We start from the raw sequence: 15,005 nt of genomic DNA, 5'->3' as shown, positions 1-15,005 counted from the left end.
ATGATCAGGTTGATAGGTTCGAGGTGGAAGCATGGTGACATGTGGAGCTGACGAATACTAATAGATCGAGGACTTAACCATATAATATGTAGCAAATGTTATCTAGTTTTGAAGGAATATGCCTTCATAGTTTGGTGATGATGGCAGAGAGGTCACACCCGTTCCCATACCGAACACGGAAGTTAAGCTCTCTAGCGCCGATGGTAGTTGGGACCTTGTCCCTGTGAGAGTAGGACGTCGCCAAGCAACTAAAAACACAAGTCATTTGACTTGTGTTTTTTTATTTCCCATGAAATAGATTTGGTTCCATTAATAAAAAATTTGAAATATAGTAAGGGATTTTTTGAGCAGAAATACTTAGAAATTGATAAATAAATGGATAATCTTCAGAACCATAACTTCCAAGTAAGTCATACCACCAATCTGTTTCATATCTAGAAATCATGCTTAAATTATAGAGCAATAAATAATGAATGAGGAGTTCAGGTAATATTGGCTTAGGATTTCTAGGGTCAGTCGTAAGTGGCAAATAATAAGTATTAGTAAGATGTTCATAGTATAAAGGAGTACTGTACATAGGATTCCATGATTGAATGGGCGCTGTAAAAAGTAAATTCGATTCATTAGTCTTCTCAGGTACGTGTTGTATTGATAAATGCTTACAAGATGTTTCAATGTAACGAGAAAATCTCTCTTTAGTCATATGTAATCGATCTAGTAGGTTGACTGAAAAGGAGAGCTCATTTTTAATTGTTGAATCAATTTTATATAAAGTTGATCCTTTTTGACTATAACGAAATAAATTTTGTAATTCTGGAATATTTCCCATTAGTTCTAACATGTTAAATTTTTCTGCTTCTAAGTGTTTCATGTGAAACAGTTGTTCTGCAACATGAGTAAACAATCCGTTTTTTTGTACCTTCACCTCATCTTCTAAAAATTGATACCCTTGTTTTTTTCGTTTGCGAGTTGTAACACCATGAGCTAAAACAGTAGTGGATTCAGGATAGTTAGGGTCAATAGTTAGTAGGCATGCTTTAAACAGTTGGCTAATTCCATAAAATAACAACATTGGTTGAATGGAAAATGGAGCTGTCTTATATAATTCATAATAATTTTTCCCGTGTTCTAAGTAATAAATAAAGGGATAACAATTTTCAAAACTTTTTTTTTCTGCATCCTGAATAGAGGATTTTTCATAACAACGGGCAAGATAACGTTGTACATTTTGAGATGAAAAAAAGAAACTTAACTGCTGCCAAGTACAAGATGTTTGATGCATATATTACGCTCCTTTTATTGTCTAAAAATTCTAACATATATATACGTCCTTGACAGTATTTTAACCAATTGATAAGCTACTAATAATAATTTCTGGTATCATAGGGGGAACAATTATGTGGGAATCTAAATTTGTTAAAGAAGGTTTGACTTTTGATGATGTATTACTTGTACCAGCTAGGTCAGATATATTACCAAGAGAAGTAAGTGTTAAAACAGTTTTATCTGAAAGCTTACAGCTAAACATCCCGTTAATTAGTGCAGGAATGGATACAGTAACAGAAGCTGACATGGCTATTGCAATGGCTCGCCAAGGTGGTTTAGGAATTATTCATAAGAATATGTCTATTGAGCAACAAGCAGAGCAAGTTGATAAAGTAAAGCGCTCTGAAAGCGGCGTTATTTCAGATCCTTTCTTCTTAACTCCAGAACATCAAGTATATGATGCAGAACATCTTATGGGAAAATATCGTATCTCAGGTGTACCGGTTGTAAATAATTTAGATGAGCGAAAGTTAGTTGGTATTATTACAAACCGTGATATGCGCTTCATCCAAGACTACTCAATCAAAATTTCTGACGTAATGACAAAAGAACAATTAATTACAGCTCCAGTTGGTACTACACTGGAAGAAGCTGAAAAGATCCTACAAAAGTATAAAATTGAAAAACTCCCTCTTGTTGATAATAACGGTGTATTACAAGGGCTTATTACAATAAAAGACATTGAAAAAGTAATTGAATTCCCAAACTCTGCTAAGGATAAGCAAGGACGCTTATTAGTTGGAGCAGCAGTTGGTGTAACAGCGGATGCTATGCTTCGCATTGATGCATTAGTAAAAGCTAGTGTAGATGCAATTGTACTTGATACAGCACATGGGCATTCTAAAGGTGTTATTGATAAGGTAAAAGAAGTTCGTGCTAAATACCCATCACTAAATATTATCGCTGGAAATGTTGCTACTGCTGAAGCAACGAAAGCATTAATTGAAGCTGGTGCAAACGTAGTTAAAGTTGGTATTGGACCAGGTTCTATTTGTACAACACGCGTTGTAGCCGGTGTTGGTGTACCACAATTAACTGCAGTTTATGATTGTGCAACAGAAGCTCGCAAACACGGTATTCCAGTTATTGCTGATGGCGGTATTAAGTACTCTGGTGATATGGTGAAAGCATTAGCGGCAGGAGCACATGTTGTTATGCTAGGTAGCATGTTTGCAGGTGTTGCAGAAAGTCCTGGAGAAACTGAAATTTACCAAGGTCGTCAATTTAAAGTGTATCGTGGTATGGGTTCTGTCGGTGCGATGGAAAAAGGAAGTAAAGATCGTTACTTCCAAGAAGGCAATAAAAAACTTGTCCCAGAAGGTATTGAAGGACGAGTGCCATATAAAGGACCTTTAGCAGATACAGTTCACCAATTAGTTGGTGGCTTACGTGCAGGTATGGGATATTGCGGAGCACAGGATTTAGAATTCTTACGCGAAAATGCACAATTCATTCGTATGTCAGGTGCCGGCTTACGTGAAAGTCATCCTCATCACGTACAAATTACAAAAGAGGCTCCAAACTACTCGTTATAATGTCTTATATACAAATAGACAGAGATTTGATATCTCTGTCTATTTTTTTTTGATTATGTTAGAATAACGGTTATGTGAGTACATAGATATTGGGGGTAGCAAAAGTGAAAGGTATGTTTTGCAAAAGATTCATTGCTTTGGTAACAGTGCTTACACTAGCTTGTAGCATCTTTATGCCATATAGCAATGCATCAGCTGAAACAGGAGCCGCTTTAAACATTGAAGCAGGTGCGGCAATTTTAGTAGAAGCGAATTCTGGGAAAATTTTATATCAAAAGAATGCAGATGAATTATTATCCATTGCTAGTATGACAAAGATGATGAGTGAATATTTAGTTCACGAAGCAGTGGATAAAGGAAAACTTAAGTGGGACCAGAAAATTAAGGTTTCTGAATATGCATATAAGGTTTCACAAGATGCTTCATTATCAAATGTTGCATTAGAAAATGGTGGCTCTTATACAGTAAAAGAGTTATACGAGGCAATGGCAATCTTTTCTGCAAATGGTGCAACAATTGCATTAGCAGAAGCAATTGCAGGTAAAGAAGTAGACTTCGTAAAAATGATGAATGATAAATCGAAAGAACTAGGGTTGAAAAATTATAAATTTGTCAATTCTACAGGTTTAACGAATAAAGATTTAAAGGGAATGCATCCTGAAGGAACAACAGCGGATGAAGAAAATAAAATGTCTGCAAAGGATGTTGCAACTTTAGCACAACATTTAATTAAAGATTATCCAAAAGTGTTAGATACAGCAAAAATCCCTAAAAAAGAATTCCGTCCAGAAAAAGAGAAGTTTGGAATGTCGAACTGGAACTGGATGTTAAAGGGCTTAGTTAAAGAATATGATGGTGTAGATGGCTTAAAAACAGGCTCAACTCCAGAAGCAGGAGATTGCTTCACTGGTACGGTTGAAAGAAACGGAATGCGTTTTATTTCTGTAGTTATTAAAACAAGTTCTCATACAGCACGTTTTGATGAAACAAAGAAGCTATATGATTATGGATTTGCTAACTTTGAAGTGAAACAAATGTATAAAAAAGGTTCTTCAGTAAAAGGACAAGAAACAGTACGAGTAGAAAATGCGAAAGATAAAGATGTAGCAGTTCAAACGAAACAAGCTATTTCACTTCCAGTGCCAAAAGGAAGTAAAGATGTTTATAAAACAGAATTAAAAGAATCAAGTAAGGGACAAGAAGCACCTATTAAAAAGGGAGCTGCGCTTGGTCAAATGGTAATTACGCCAAAAGATACAAACGACCCTGGATTTTTAACTGGTAAGTCACTGCAAGTGGATCTTGTAACGACATCTGAAGTAGAAGAAGCAAACTGGTTTACTCGTGCTATGCGCGGAATTGGTTCATTCTTTAGTGGTATGTGGAATAGTGCTGTTGATACAGTAAAAGGTTGGTTTTAAAAGCTCCTCACGATAGGAGCTTTTTTTTATTCCTATTTTTCATACCGACTTTATGAAAAAGTAGTAGACAAGCATCTGATAGTTAGTGGTAGAATGTAAGAGTATTCTTAATTTTCGCCTTTAACGGGGGAAAGCAATTCACCTAGGGGGGTTTTTGTACATGACAAATGTAACAGGGACAGAACGTGTAAAACGTGGAATGGCAGAAATGCAAAAAGGCGGCGTTATTATGGACGTAGTTAACGCCGAACAAGCAAAAATTGCAGAAGAGGCAGGCGCAGTTGCCGTTATGGCATTAGAGCGTGTACCAGCAGATATTCGTGCAGCAGGTGGCGTTTCTCGTATGGCAGACCCAACAATTGTTGAAGAAGTTATGGGTGCGGTGTCAATTCCGGTTATGGCAAAATGCCGTATCGGTCACCTTGTAGAAGCACGTGTATTAGAATCATTAGGGGTAGACTATATCGATGAGAGTGAAGTATTAACTCCTGCTGATGAAGTATACCATTTAAATAAACGTGATTACACAGTTCCATTTGTATGTGGTTGCCGTGATATCGGAGAAGCTGCACGTCGTATTGCAGAAGGTGCATCTATGCTTCGTACAAAAGGTGAACCAGGAACAGGAAACATTGTAGAGGCAGTGCGTCATATGCGCCAAGTCAATGCAGAAATCCGTCAAGTTGCGAGTCTACGTGAAGATGAGTTAATGACATATGCAAAAAATACTGGCGCTCCTTACGAAGTATTACTTGAAATTAAACGTCTTGGTCGCTTACCAGTTGTAAACTTTGCGGCAGGTGGTGTAGCAACACCAGCAGATGCAGCATTAATGATGCAACTTGGTGCTGATGGGGTATTTGTTGGATCTGGTATCTTCAAATCAGAAAACCCAGAGAAATTTGCACGTGCAATCGTTGAAGCAACGACTCATTATGAAGATTACGAACTAATTGCAAGCCTTTCTAAAGGATTAGGTAATGCAATGAAGGGTGTCGAAATTTCAACGTTATTACCAGAACAACGCATGCAAGAGCGTGGATGGTAATTAAAGGAGAACTTTAAAATGGTGAAAATCGGTGTACTAGGTCTTCAAGGTGCAGTTCGTGAGCATGTAAAATCAGTTGAAGCAAGTGGTGCAGAAGCTGTTGTTGTAAAGCGTATAGAGCAACTTGAAGAGATTGATGGTCTTATTTTACCGGGCGGTGAAAGTACAACAATGCGCCGTCTTATTGATAAGTATGCTTTCATGGAACCACTTCGTACATTTGCAAAGTCTGGTAAACCAATGTTTGGTACATGTGCAGGGATGATTCTTCTTGCGAAAACACTTATTGGCTATGAAGAAGCACATATTGGTGCTATGGATATTACAGTTGAGCGCAATGCGTTCGGACGCCAAAAGGATAGTTTTGAAGCTGCGCTTTCAATTGAAGGTGTGGGTGAAGACTTCGTTGGTGTATTTATCCGTGCGCCGTATGTTGTAGAAGTAGCTGATAATGTTGAAGTGCTTTCTAAGCATGGTGACCGAATGGTAGCGGTAAGACAAGATCAGTTTTTAGCAGCTTCATTCCATCCGGAATTAACAGATGATCATCGTGTGACAGCATACTTTGTTGAAATGGTAAAAGAAGCGAAAATGAAAAAAGTTGTATAAGTAACTTGCAACTTGTATAAGATTATAGTAAATTGATGGTAACAATTTTATAAAATAAGCGTGTTGATAGGAAATAGTAACAAATGTCGTTTCTTATAGAGAGTCGATGGTTGGTGGAAATCGATAGAAACAGTTTGTGAATCCATCCTGGAATGGAATGTGGAATATCTTTTGGATTAGTAAGCATTCCCGGTGAAGAGCCGTTATTTCTACTTGAGAGGAAAGCGGTAATGCTTTCAACTAGGGTGGCAACGCGGGTTAACTCCCGTCCCTTTATATAGGGACGGGAGTTTTTTGTGTTTTATAAAATAAAAGGAGGAGTATATAATGCTTGATATTAAATTTTTACGTACAAACTTTGAAGAAGTAAAAGCGAAATTACAGCATAGAGGCGAAGATTTAACTGATTTCGGACGTTTTGAAGAACTTGATACGAGAAGAAGAGAACTACTTGTTCAGACAGAAGAATTAAAAAGTAAACGTAACGAAGTATCTCAACAAATTTCTGTATTAAAGCGCGAAAAGAAAGATGCAGAAGCTCTAATTTTAGAAATGCGTGAAGTTGGAGAAAAAGTAAAGGATCTTGATAACGAACTTCGTACAGTTGAAGAAGACTTAGAAAGATTAATGTTATCTATTCCAAATATCCCTCATGAATCTGCTCCAGTTGGTGAAACAGAGGATGATAATGTAGTAGCACGTACTTGGGGAGAAGTGAAAGAATTTACTTATGAGCCAAAACCACATTGGGATCTTGCTACTGATTTAGGAATTTTAGATTTTGAACGCGCTGGGAAAGTAACAGGAAGCCGCTTCGTATTTTACAAAGGTGCTGGTGCAAGATTAGAGCGTGCTTTAATTAGCTTTATGCTTGATCTTCATACTGATGAGCATGGATATGAAGAAGTATTACCTCCATATATGGTAAACCGTGCAAGTATGACAGGAACAGGACAACTTCCAAAGTTTGAAGAAGATGCATTCCGTATTGAAAGTGAAGATTACTTCTTAATTCCAACAGCTGAAGTACCTGTAACGAATATGCATCGTGATGAGATTTTAAATAAAGAGCAATTGCCTATAAGATATGCTGCATTTAGCTCTTGCTTCCGTTCTGAAGCAGGTTCAGCTGGGCGTGATACACGTGGTTTAATTCGCCAGCATCAGTTCAATAAAGTAGAGCTTGTGAAGTTCGTAAAACCAGAAGATTCTTATGAAGAGTTAGAAAAGTTAACAAATGATGCAGAACGCGTGTTACAATTATTAGAGTTGCCATATCGCGTTATGAGCATGTGCACAGGCGATTTAGGATTTACAGCAGCGAAGAAATACGATATTGAAGTATGGATTCCAAGCTATGGCACATATCGTGAAATTTCTTCTTGTAGTAATTTTGAAGCTTTCCAAGCGAGACGTGCAAATATCCGTTTCCGCCGTGAACCAAATGGAAAACCAGAACATGTTCATACATTAAATGGATCTGGTCTTGCAATTGGACGTACGGTTGCAGCTATTTTAGAGAACTACCAACAAGAAGATGGTACAATTATAATTCCAGAAGTTCTTCGCCCTTATATGGGAGGAAAAACAGTTATTAAGTAAATTTAAACATTCATCGGTATGAGTGATTGGTAATTATGAGCGTTGTCAGTACTGTAATGTAGGAAGGGGAAAGTAAAATTTTCCTTTCCTCATAATTTATTTTAGTAGGGTTGACTAACTGTTTTTCTTTTGATATTATATTTGATGTCAATATGGAGGTATACCCAAGTCTGGCTGAAGGGATCGGTCTTGAAAACCGACAGGCGGCGAGAGTCGCGCGGGGGTTCGAATCCCTCTACCTCCTCCAGATATAATTGACAACAGCGCATATAAGTGGAGATTGGAGAACTCGTTACCAACACGTAACGAGTTTTTATTTTAAAACCAATCATAAAGTATGGTGTAAGGTAATTTTGTCCTTATTACACACTCATATTCCGATGATTATCTTCATAGATATGAAAGGAGTCAACATGGATCTTATTATACAAACGTTTCCTTTAGATGGAAAAACTTTATATTATGTACAATGTCCTGTCTGTAAGAACAATAGAATTTTAAACAGTGGTGCAAACGTATCACGCATTATTAGTGATGATACATTCCGTAAACTTTGTGGTTGTACTTGTGATGTAAAACCAGCTACGAGTAAAGTAGAGGCGCCAAAACAAGTTAAAAAAGCAGCTGTAAAGAAAGAAGCAGCTCCAAAACGTACAGGTAAAGTATTAACGGCAGTAATTAACGGGAAAGAAATGACTGTTAAAGAGATTGCTGAAGCATACGATATTAGTACAAGTACTGTTCGTCAGCGCATTAACGCAGGAAAACCTGAGAGTGAAATTATTGCTCCAACAAAGAAGAAGTAATTTAATAGGAAAACCCGTGCATATGCACGGGTTTTTTATTTTACAAGTTTACGTGTTTGTTTTAAAAAATGGCCAATTTTTTTTATGATTGGTTCGATTGAATCACCATCTTTTAAAATATCGTACTCATTAATATTTAAGCGTAATACAGGGCATGAATTAAAGTTGTTAATCCAGTTTTCATAACGTCCATGCATTTCTTTCCAGTACTCAATTGGTGTTTGCTGTTCCATTGGGCGCCCGCGTTCTTGAATACGATCGACAATATCATCGAAAGAACCTTCTAAGTAAATTAATAAGTCTGGATGAGGGAAGTAAGGAGTCATGACCATAGCGTCAAATAAACCTTTGTATGTTTCATAATCAGTTTCTGTCATTGTTCCTTTTTCATGATGCATCTTTGCGAAAATTCCAGTGTCTTCGTAAATGGAACGATCTTGAACAAAACCGCCACCATATTCAAAAATTCTTTTTTGTTCCTTAAATCGTTCTGCTAAAAAGTACACTTGTAGGTGGAAGCTCCAGCGAGTGAAGTCCGCATAGAACTTGTCCAAATATGGATTGGAATCTACTTTTTCAAATGATGTGCGATAACCTAAAGCATTAGCTAATGCAGTTGTCATAGTTGATTTACCCACACCTACTGTTCCGGCGATAGTGATTACTGCGTCATTGGGTATATCATATTTTTGCCTTAAATTCATTATTATTTCGACTCCTTTAAGAGAGTATTTTGAAGGGCAGATAGGATAACGTTTAAATCATCAGGATTTTTTACAAAATCCATATCGTCGCCATTAAATTTCAATACTGGTATTTCCGGATGATCTTTTTTAAAAGCATCCATTGCTGTTTCATAATCTTTTGTGAGCTGTAGTAAGTAATTTGGATCCATGTTTTTTTCAAATTCTCTTCCGCGCATGGCGATTCGTTTTTGCAATGTTTCTAGGCTAGCTGTTAAATAAATAATGACATTTGGCACAGGCATATCTTGTGTAAGGATACGATAAATTTGCATGTATTTGTCATATTGAGAGTCTTTTAATGTGCGGGATGCAAAAATTAAATTTTTAAAGATATGGTAATCCGCTACTACTGGTTTCCTTTGATTCAAGTACTTTATGTTAATGTCTTCTAATTGTTTGTATCTATTACAAAGAAAGAACATCTCTGTTTGAAAACTCCATTCGTCGATGTCTTCATAGAACTTTCCTAAAAAGGGATTTTCATCAACAATCTCTTTTAGTAAGTGGAGTTGCATGTGAGTTGAAATTTCCTTCGCAAGTGAAGTTTTTCCAACACCAATTGGTCCTTCAACCGTGATAAATGGTACTCCGGTCACGCTGTTTCCTCCTTTCAATCAGTGATTTACCGTGACTACTAAAAACACAAAACAGAATTATTGTAGCACAAGAGGGAAGCGAGCGGGTTAATTTGATATAAAAAGTTAGAAAATAGATATATGTATTAATTAAATTTTATTTTGGTTGATGATGTTATATTTGCTTTCAATGTAGTTTCCATTATTTTTAAAGCATGTATATTATCTTGGTCGTTGTTAGAGGCGATACAATCCTGTGGTACATACAATTTATAATTTCTCATATGAGCATCATTAGCTGTGAATAGGATACATATATTTCCGGCAACCCCTGTTAATATTAGATTTTCTATTTTTAAATAACCTAGTAATGAATTTAAAGGTGTTTCATAAAAAGCGGAATAATGTGGTTTAATAAAAATGTACTCATCAAAACTTGGAGCAATCTTATGGATTATATTTTCGCTATATTCATTTGTGCAATGAGTAATAAGTTGGTCGATATCAGATCTCCAAAGTTGATAATGGTCATTAACGTAAATTATAGGATAGCCGAAGGATTTCATTTTTTTCTTTAATTGTAAAATAGGGTTTGTTATAGTTTCGCATTTTTTAGCTAGAATGGGTCCGTGGGAAAATTGAAAGTCATTAATCATATCGATAATGAGCAAGGCGGTATTTTTCATATGTAATCCCCTCTCTTTTTTCTTTTAGGGTGGATTGAATTTGTAAAAGTTATCCCCTGTGTAGTAAATGGAAATAAGTGTACTTTATTTGTAATGAAAGGACTATGTTATGGAACAAGATCAAGATATTTATTTTATGCAATTAGCGATAGAAGAAGCTAAAAAGGCAGAGGAAATACAGGAAGTACCAATTGGAGCAGTTATAGTGTTAGATGGTGAGGTAATTAGTGTTGCCCATAATTTAAGGGAAACTGAGCAAAGATCAATAGCTCATGCTGAGTTGCTAGCGATAGATGATGCATGTAAAAAATTAGGGACATGGCGTTTAGAAGATGCAACATTGTATGTAACATTAGAACCTTGTCCAATGTGTGCGGGTGGAATTGTTTTATCACGAGTGAAGCGAGTTGTATATGGTGCAAGTGATCCGAAGGGCGGATGTGCAGGGACATTGATGAATCTTTTAACGGATGAACGCTTCAATCATCAATGTGAAGTAGTATCTGGTGTACTAGAGGAAGAATGCGGTACGTTGTTAACAAAATTTTTTAGAGAGCTTCGTAAAAAAAGAAAAGCAATAAAAAAATTAGAGAAGAATACTGGGAACTAACGTATTTGCATTTTCTAAAGAAACAAGTTATACTGATAATGCCTTTAATGAAGGCAACCGAATATTGGTTTTAACTTTGCCGTGCTAAGCGGGGAGGTAGCGGTGCCCTATACTCGCAATCCGCTCTAGCGAGGCCGAATCCCCTCTCGAGGTTATGTTGCTGTAAGGTCTGCCTTAAGTAAGTGGTGTTGACGTTTGGGTCCTGCGCAACGGGACCCCGTGAACCTTGTCAGGTCCGGAAGGAAGCAGCAATAAGCGGGTCTTCTCGTGTGCCGCAGGAGTGCCTGAACCGAGCTAACTGCTTGAGTAACGCTTATGGTACGTAATCGACGGAGGGTGCACGGCAGTTATATATGTATACAAAACTCACCTTAATACAAAGGTGAGTTTTTTGTATAGAAAATAACTTTTGGAATCTATAAACAGAATGGGTTATAATAAATGAGATAATAACCTTTGAGGGAGGCCGTATTTTCGTGTCATACCAAGCGTTATACCGAACATGGAGACCGCAAAAGTTCGAAGATGTAGTCGGTCAAAAGCACGTGACAAAAACGTTGCAAAATGCCCTTCTTCAAGAGAAAGTTTCACATGCTTATTTATTTTCTGGCCCGAGGGGAACAGGAAAAACGACAATTGCAAAAGTATTTGCAAAAGCAATTAACTGTGAACATGCTCCGGTAGCTGAACCTTGTAATGAATGTCCTTCTTGTTTAGGAATCACACAAGGATCCATTTCAGATGTATTAGAAATTGATGCGGCTTCAAATAACGGTGTAGATGAAATTCGAGATATTAGAGATAAAGTAAAATACGCTCCAAGTGCTGTAGAATATAAAGTATACATTATTGATGAAGTTCACATGCTTTCTATGGGTGCATTCAATGCGCTTTTAAAAACCTTAGAAGAGCCGCCAGGACATGTTATCTTTATTTTGGCGACAACAGAACCTCATAAGATCCCACCTACAATCATTTCACGTTGTCAGCGCTTTGAATTCCGAAAAATATCAGTGAATGATATTGTTGAGAGATTATCAACGGTCGTGACAAATGAAGGTACGCAAGTGGAAGGTGAAGCATTACAAATTGTTGCGCGTGCTGCCGAAGGTGGTATGCGTGACGCGCTTAGTCTTATTGATCAGGCTATATCTTATAGTGATGAGATTGTTACGACAGAAGATGTATTAGCCGTAACAGGATCTGTTTCTCAGCAATACTTAGGCAATTTAGTAGAGTGCATACGTGAAAATGATGTATCAAGAGCATTGCAAATCATAGATGAAATGATGAGTAAAGGGAAGGATCCAGTTCGTTTTATGGAGGATTTCATTTACTATTATCGTGATATGCTTTTATATCAAACTTCACCACAACTAGAACATATGTTGGAACGAGTAATTGTAGATGATCAATTCCGTAAGTTGAGTGAAGAAATGCAACCGGAAGTGATCTATGAGATTATTCATACCCTTAGTAAGGGACAACAGGAAATGAAGTGGACAAATCATCCGCGTATTTTCTTAGAAGTTGTTATGGTGCAATTGTGTCAACAGTTTATGATGCAAGCAAATGGTACAGATCGTTTGCAAGCAATTATGAACAGGATGCAGCAACTGGAGAAAGAGTTAGAGCAAGTCAAAAAGAACGGTGTGCCAGCTGGTGTACAACAGGAAGTAAGAGAGACACGTGCAACACCAAAACCGGTACGAACAGGAAGTATGAAAATTCCTGTCGGACGTGTAAATGAAGTATTAAAACAAGCGAAGCGTCAAGATTTAGAACAATTAAAAGCTGTATGGGGTGAGTTGTTAGGAAGACTCAAATCATATAACAAAGTAGCGTTTGCCGTTTTACTTGAAAATAGTGAACCAGTGGCAGCTTCAGATGACACTTACGTTTTAGCATTTCAATATGAGATTCACTGTAAGATGGCGAGCGAAAATCGAGAAGCTATGGATACAGTAGAACAAGCTTTATTTGAATTGCTAAGTAAAAGGTTAAATATGATTGCCATTCCAAAAAGTGAATGGGGTAAAATCCGTGAAGACTTTTTACAACGTGAAGGTGGAGAGTCTGAAGAAAGCCCGGAGAAAAAGGAAGACCCTCTTATAGAAGAGGCAGTGAAGTTAGTAGGGCAAGAACTCATTGAAATAAAAGAGTAATAATAATTAGGAGGAATTAATTATGATGCGTGGCGGAATGGGAAATATGAATAACATGATGAAACAAATGCAAAAGATGCAAAAGGACATGGCGAAAGCACAAGAAGAGCTTGGTGAAAAAACAGTTGAAGGTACAGCTGGCGGCGGAATGATTACAGTTATTGCAAATGGTCACAAGCAAATTCTTGAAGTGAAGATTAAAGAGGAAGTTGTAGATCCAGAAGATATCGAAATGTTACAAGACTTAGTATTAGCTGCAACAAATGATGCACTTAAAAAGGCTGATGAGCTTTCAAACTCTACAATGGGTAAATTTACAAAAGGCTTAAACTTACCAGGTGGAATGTTCTAGGAGGATATTGATACATGCATTATCCAGAACCAATATCAAAACTAATCGATAGTTTTATGAAGTTGCCAGGTATCGGACCGAAAACAGCGGTTCGATTGGCATTTTTCGTATTAGATATGAAAGAAGATGATGTGTTAGGTTTCGCGAAAGCACTTGTAAATGCGAAGCGAGATTTAGCGTACTGTTCTGTATGCGGACATATTACTGATCGTGATCCTTGTTATATTTGTAATGATTCACATCGAGATCAATCAGTTGTTTGTGTCGTGCAAGAACCGAAAGATGTAATCGCGATGGAAAAAATGAAAGAGTATCAAGGTGTATATCATGTGTTACGTGGTGCGATTTCTCCTATGGAGGGAATTGGACCGGAAGACATTAATATCCCGCAACTCTTAAAGCGACTACATGATGAAACGGTACAAGAAGTGATATTAGCAACAAACCCTAATATTGAAGGGGAAGCTACAGCGATGTATATCTCCCGCCTCTTAAAACCTACAGGCATTAAAGTAACTCGTATTGCACATGGTCTGCCAGTTGGTGGAGATTTAGAATATGCAGATGAAGTGACATTATCCAAAGCGTTAGAAGGGCGCAGAGAAGTATAAGAGGAGAAACAAAAATGTTCTTTCAAAAAAAGGGTAAATTGCGTAAAGAGTATGACGATAAGTTAATTGTACTTTTGGAAAAAGTGAAGAATGAGTGGTTACGTCAGAAGAGAATGGTCGAACAAAGTGTAGAACCGTCTCAAGATGTCATTTGTTCTTTGAAAATAGCAGAGGCGAAATATTTCTTTTTGTTGAAAGAAGCAAAGCGTCGTCCTGTAAAAAATGGAACAATGGTAAAAGGTTCTGCTTTCTAAGCAGGCCTTTTTATTTTGTTTTTTTAATGCTGAGGTATTGTTTTATTTAGTTTATATGAAAGAGATGCCGCTTATGATACCTGTTCTTTTTTATTGTCTTGTCCCATACAAATAGATGTATAGGTCATTCATAAGGGGGAAAAAATGAATTCTACAATTATTATTGTTGGCATTCTTACTTTAGTATTTATTTTTCTTGTTTTTGGTGTCGTCTCTAAGCCATTACGTTTTATAGGTAAGGTGATTTTTCATGTTACTTTAGGAATAGCATTGCTTTTTATCGTAAATGTTGTAGGGACATATTTTGATTTTCATATCCCAATTAACATGGGTACAGCAGCAATAACGAGTTTATTAGGCCTACCAGGTGTGGCAGCATTAGTGATTATTAAGCTTTATATCATGCCAAGATAAAATTATTTTGGCATTTTTTTTAAAAGTGTTGACTATTAAATGATTAATATGGTAAATTAATAAGCGTCGTCAGGAACGAAAGAAAAAAGTTGTTGACAGATTTAACGCGAAATGTTAAATTATAAAAGTCGCTGAAACGCGATATTGAACTTTGAAAACTAAACGAAACAAACAACGTGAAACGTCAATTTTTATTTTAGATGCTAGACAAACTAACTTTATTGGAGAGTTTGATCCTGGCTCAG

15 protein-coding genes, 1 tRNA gene, 1 rRNA gene, 1 other RNA gene, 1 pseudogene and 1 other annotated feature are annotated in these 15,005 nt (G+C 36.9%); of the genes and pseudogenes, 15 read left to right on the top strand and 4 right to left on the bottom strand.

Annotation, left to right across the window (positions count from 1 at the left end; translation table 11 throughout):
* Window positions 1–130 precede the first annotated feature (130 nt).
* Window positions 131–246: ribosomal RNA gene (rrf, locus tag GBN91_RS28240) — 5S ribosomal RNA — on the top strand.
* 34 nt (window positions 247–280) lie between these two features.
* On the opposite strand, the gene GBN91_RS28235 is transcribed toward rrf, so the two are convergent.
* Complete coding sequence (locus GBN91_RS28235; RefSeq protein WP_000554287.1) at window positions 281–1,282, bottom strand: YaaC family protein; 1,002 nt, start codon at window positions 1,280–1,282, stop codon at window positions 281–283.
* Window positions 1,283–1,397: 115 nt separating this feature from the next.
* Between GBN91_RS28235 and guaB the strand changes: the two genes are divergently transcribed.
* The 7 genes from guaB (at window position 1,398) to GBN91_RS28200 (ending at window position 8,347) form a co-directional block, all read left to right on the top strand.
* The gene (gene guaB, locus GBN91_RS28230) at window positions 1,398–2,861 is read left to right on the top strand and encodes an IMP dehydrogenase (RefSeq protein ID WP_000264088.1); all 1,464 of its coding nucleotides are present in this window, start codon (window positions 1,398–1,400) and stop codon (window positions 2,859–2,861) included.
* A 113-nt stretch (window positions 2,862–2,974) separates the two neighbouring features.
* Window positions 2,975–4,282 carry a D-alanyl-D-alanine carboxypeptidase DacA gene (gene dacA / locus GBN91_RS28225; RefSeq protein ID WP_124749816.1) on the top strand — a complete coding sequence of 436 codons (1,308 nt, stop codon included), beginning with the start codon at window positions 2,975–2,977 and terminating at the stop codon, window positions 4,280–4,282.
* Window positions 4,283–4,442: 160 nt separating this feature from the next.
* A complete protein-coding gene (pdxS, locus tag GBN91_RS28220; protein WP_000186165.1) occupies window positions 4,443–5,330 on the top strand; it encodes a pyridoxal 5'-phosphate synthase lyase subunit PdxS in 888 nt (295 codons plus the stop codon).
* Window positions 5,331–5,348: 18 nt separating this feature from the next.
* Window positions 5,349–5,939 (top strand): pyridoxal 5'-phosphate synthase glutaminase subunit PdxT, encoded by a 591-nt coding sequence (pdxT, locus tag GBN91_RS28215; RefSeq protein WP_000238785.1) that lies wholly within the window; start codon window positions 5,349–5,351, stop codon window positions 5,937–5,939.
* 54 nt (window positions 5,940–5,993) lie between these two features.
* Window positions 5,994–6,215 (top strand) — a binding site (T-box leader).
* Window positions 6,216–6,266: 51 nt separating this feature from the next.
* The gene (gene serS, locus GBN91_RS28210; protein WP_000884187.1) at window positions 6,267–7,541 is read left to right on the top strand and encodes a serine--tRNA ligase; all 1,275 of its coding nucleotides are present in this window, start codon (window positions 6,267–6,269) and stop codon (window positions 7,539–7,541) included.
* Between the two features lie 154 nt (window positions 7,542–7,695).
* Window positions 7,696–7,788, top strand: a tRNA-Ser gene (locus tag GBN91_RS28205).
* A gap of 166 nt (window positions 7,789–7,954) precedes the next feature.
* Complete coding sequence (locus tag GBN91_RS28200) at window positions 7,955–8,347, top strand: sigma factor-like helix-turn-helix DNA-binding protein (RefSeq protein WP_000364193.1); 393 nt, start codon at window positions 7,955–7,957, stop codon at window positions 8,345–8,347.
* A gap of 35 nt (window positions 8,348–8,382) precedes the next feature.
* Here the strand turns inward: GBN91_RS28200 and GBN91_RS28195 are convergent, their stop codons facing one another.
* The 3 genes from GBN91_RS28195 to GBN91_RS28185 form a co-directional block, all read right to left on the bottom strand.
* Window positions 8,383–9,051: a deoxynucleoside kinase gene (locus tag GBN91_RS28195; protein ID WP_001053585.1), complete on the bottom strand. Its 669-nt coding sequence runs from the start codon at window positions 9,049–9,051 to the stop codon at window positions 8,383–8,385.
* Window positions 9,052–9,053: 2 nt separating this feature from the next.
* The gene (locus tag GBN91_RS28190; protein ID WP_086412204.1) at window positions 9,054–9,689 is read right to left on the bottom strand and encodes a deoxynucleoside kinase; all 636 of its coding nucleotides are present in this window, start codon (window positions 9,687–9,689) and stop codon (window positions 9,054–9,056) included.
* Window positions 9,690–9,814: 125 nt separating this feature from the next.
* Entirely contained in the window at window positions 9,815–10,354 is a 540-nt protein-coding gene (locus GBN91_RS28185) for a cysteine hydrolase family protein (protein WP_000798724.1), read from the bottom strand.
* A gap of 109 nt (window positions 10,355–10,463) precedes the next feature.
* Between GBN91_RS28185 and tadA the strand changes: the two genes are divergently transcribed.
* The 7 genes and pseudogenes from tadA (at window position 10,464) to GBN91_RS28145 (ending at window position 14,760) form a co-directional block, all read left to right on the top strand.
* On the top strand, window positions 10,464–10,964 hold the full coding sequence (gene tadA / locus GBN91_RS28175) for a tRNA adenosine(34) deaminase TadA (RefSeq protein WP_152122866.1): 501 nt from the start codon (window positions 10,464–10,466) through the stop codon (window positions 10,962–10,964).
* 79 nt (window positions 10,965–11,043) lie between these two features.
* Window positions 11,044–11,308: signal recognition particle sRNA large type (gene ffs, locus GBN91_RS28170), an RNA gene on the top strand.
* 132 nt (window positions 11,309–11,440) lie between these two features.
* Complete coding sequence (dnaX, locus tag GBN91_RS28165; protein WP_000121587.1) at window positions 11,441–13,129, top strand: DNA polymerase III subunit gamma/tau; 1,689 nt, start codon at window positions 11,441–11,443, stop codon at window positions 13,127–13,129.
* A 25-nt stretch (window positions 13,130–13,154) separates the two neighbouring features.
* The gene (locus GBN91_RS28160; RefSeq protein WP_014894853.1) at window positions 13,155–13,481 is read left to right on the top strand and encodes a YbaB/EbfC family nucleoid-associated protein; all 327 of its coding nucleotides are present in this window, start codon (window positions 13,155–13,157) and stop codon (window positions 13,479–13,481) included.
* Between the two features lie 14 nt (window positions 13,482–13,495).
* Complete coding sequence (gene recR / locus GBN91_RS28155; RefSeq protein WP_000559169.1) at window positions 13,496–14,092, top strand: recombination protein RecR; 597 nt, start codon at window positions 13,496–13,498, stop codon at window positions 14,090–14,092.
* Window positions 14,093–14,106: 14 nt separating this feature from the next.
* Window positions 14,107–14,329, top strand: a pseudogene (locus GBN91_RS28150) (YaaL family protein).
* A gap of 161 nt (window positions 14,330–14,490) precedes the next feature.
* A complete protein-coding gene (locus GBN91_RS28145; protein ID WP_001089276.1) occupies window positions 14,491–14,760 on the top strand; it encodes a pro-sigmaK processing inhibitor BofA family protein in 270 nt (89 codons plus the stop codon).
* Window positions 14,761–15,005: the final 245 nt, after the last annotated feature.

It is taken from the genome of Bacillus sp. B1-WWTP-T-0.5-Post-4 (assembly GCF_009183795.1).
In the GTDB taxonomy this organism is placed as follows: Bacteria; Bacillota; Bacilli; order Bacillales; family Bacillaceae_G; genus Bacillus_A; species Bacillus_A cereus.
Note: the sequence above shows the minus strand (reverse complement) of the source record. Positions and strands in the feature narration are given on the sequence as shown.

Coding starts and splice junctions, on each gene's coding strand:
- GBN91_RS28235 (WP_000554287.1), bottom strand. CDS start 1,282: ATGCATCAAACATCTTGTACTTGGCAGCAGTTAAGTTTCTTTTTTTCA.
- guaB (WP_000264088.1), top strand. CDS start 1,398: ATGTGGGAATCTAAATTTGTTAAAGAAGGTTTGACTTTTGATGATGTA.
- dacA (WP_124749816.1), top strand. CDS start 2,975: ATGTTTTGCAAAAGATTCATTGCTTTGGTAACAGTGCTTACACTAGCT.
- pdxS (WP_000186165.1), top strand. CDS start 4,443: ATGACAAATGTAACAGGGACAGAACGTGTAAAACGTGGAATGGCAGAA.
- pdxT (WP_000238785.1), top strand. CDS start 5,349: ATGGTGAAAATCGGTGTACTAGGTCTTCAAGGTGCAGTTCGTGAGCAT.
- serS (WP_000884187.1), top strand. CDS start 6,267: ATGCTTGATATTAAATTTTTACGTACAAACTTTGAAGAAGTAAAAGCG.
- GBN91_RS28200 (WP_000364193.1), top strand. CDS start 7,955: ATGGATCTTATTATACAAACGTTTCCTTTAGATGGAAAAACTTTATAT.
- GBN91_RS28195 (WP_001053585.1), bottom strand. CDS start 9,051: ATGAATTTAAGGCAAAAATATGATATACCCAATGACGCAGTAATCACT.
- GBN91_RS28185 (WP_000798724.1), bottom strand. CDS start 10,354: ATGAAAAATACCGCCTTGCTCATTATCGATATGATTAATGACTTTCAA.
- tadA (WP_152122866.1), top strand. CDS start 10,464: ATGGAACAAGATCAAGATATTTATTTTATGCAATTAGCGATAGAAGAA.
- GBN91_RS28160 (WP_014894853.1), top strand. CDS start 13,155: ATGCGTGGCGGAATGGGAAATATGAATAACATGATGAAACAAATGCAA.
- recR (WP_000559169.1), top strand. CDS start 13,496: ATGCATTATCCAGAACCAATATCAAAACTAATCGATAGTTTTATGAAG.
- GBN91_RS28145 (WP_001089276.1), top strand. CDS start 14,491: ATGAATTCTACAATTATTATTGTTGGCATTCTTACTTTAGTATTTATT.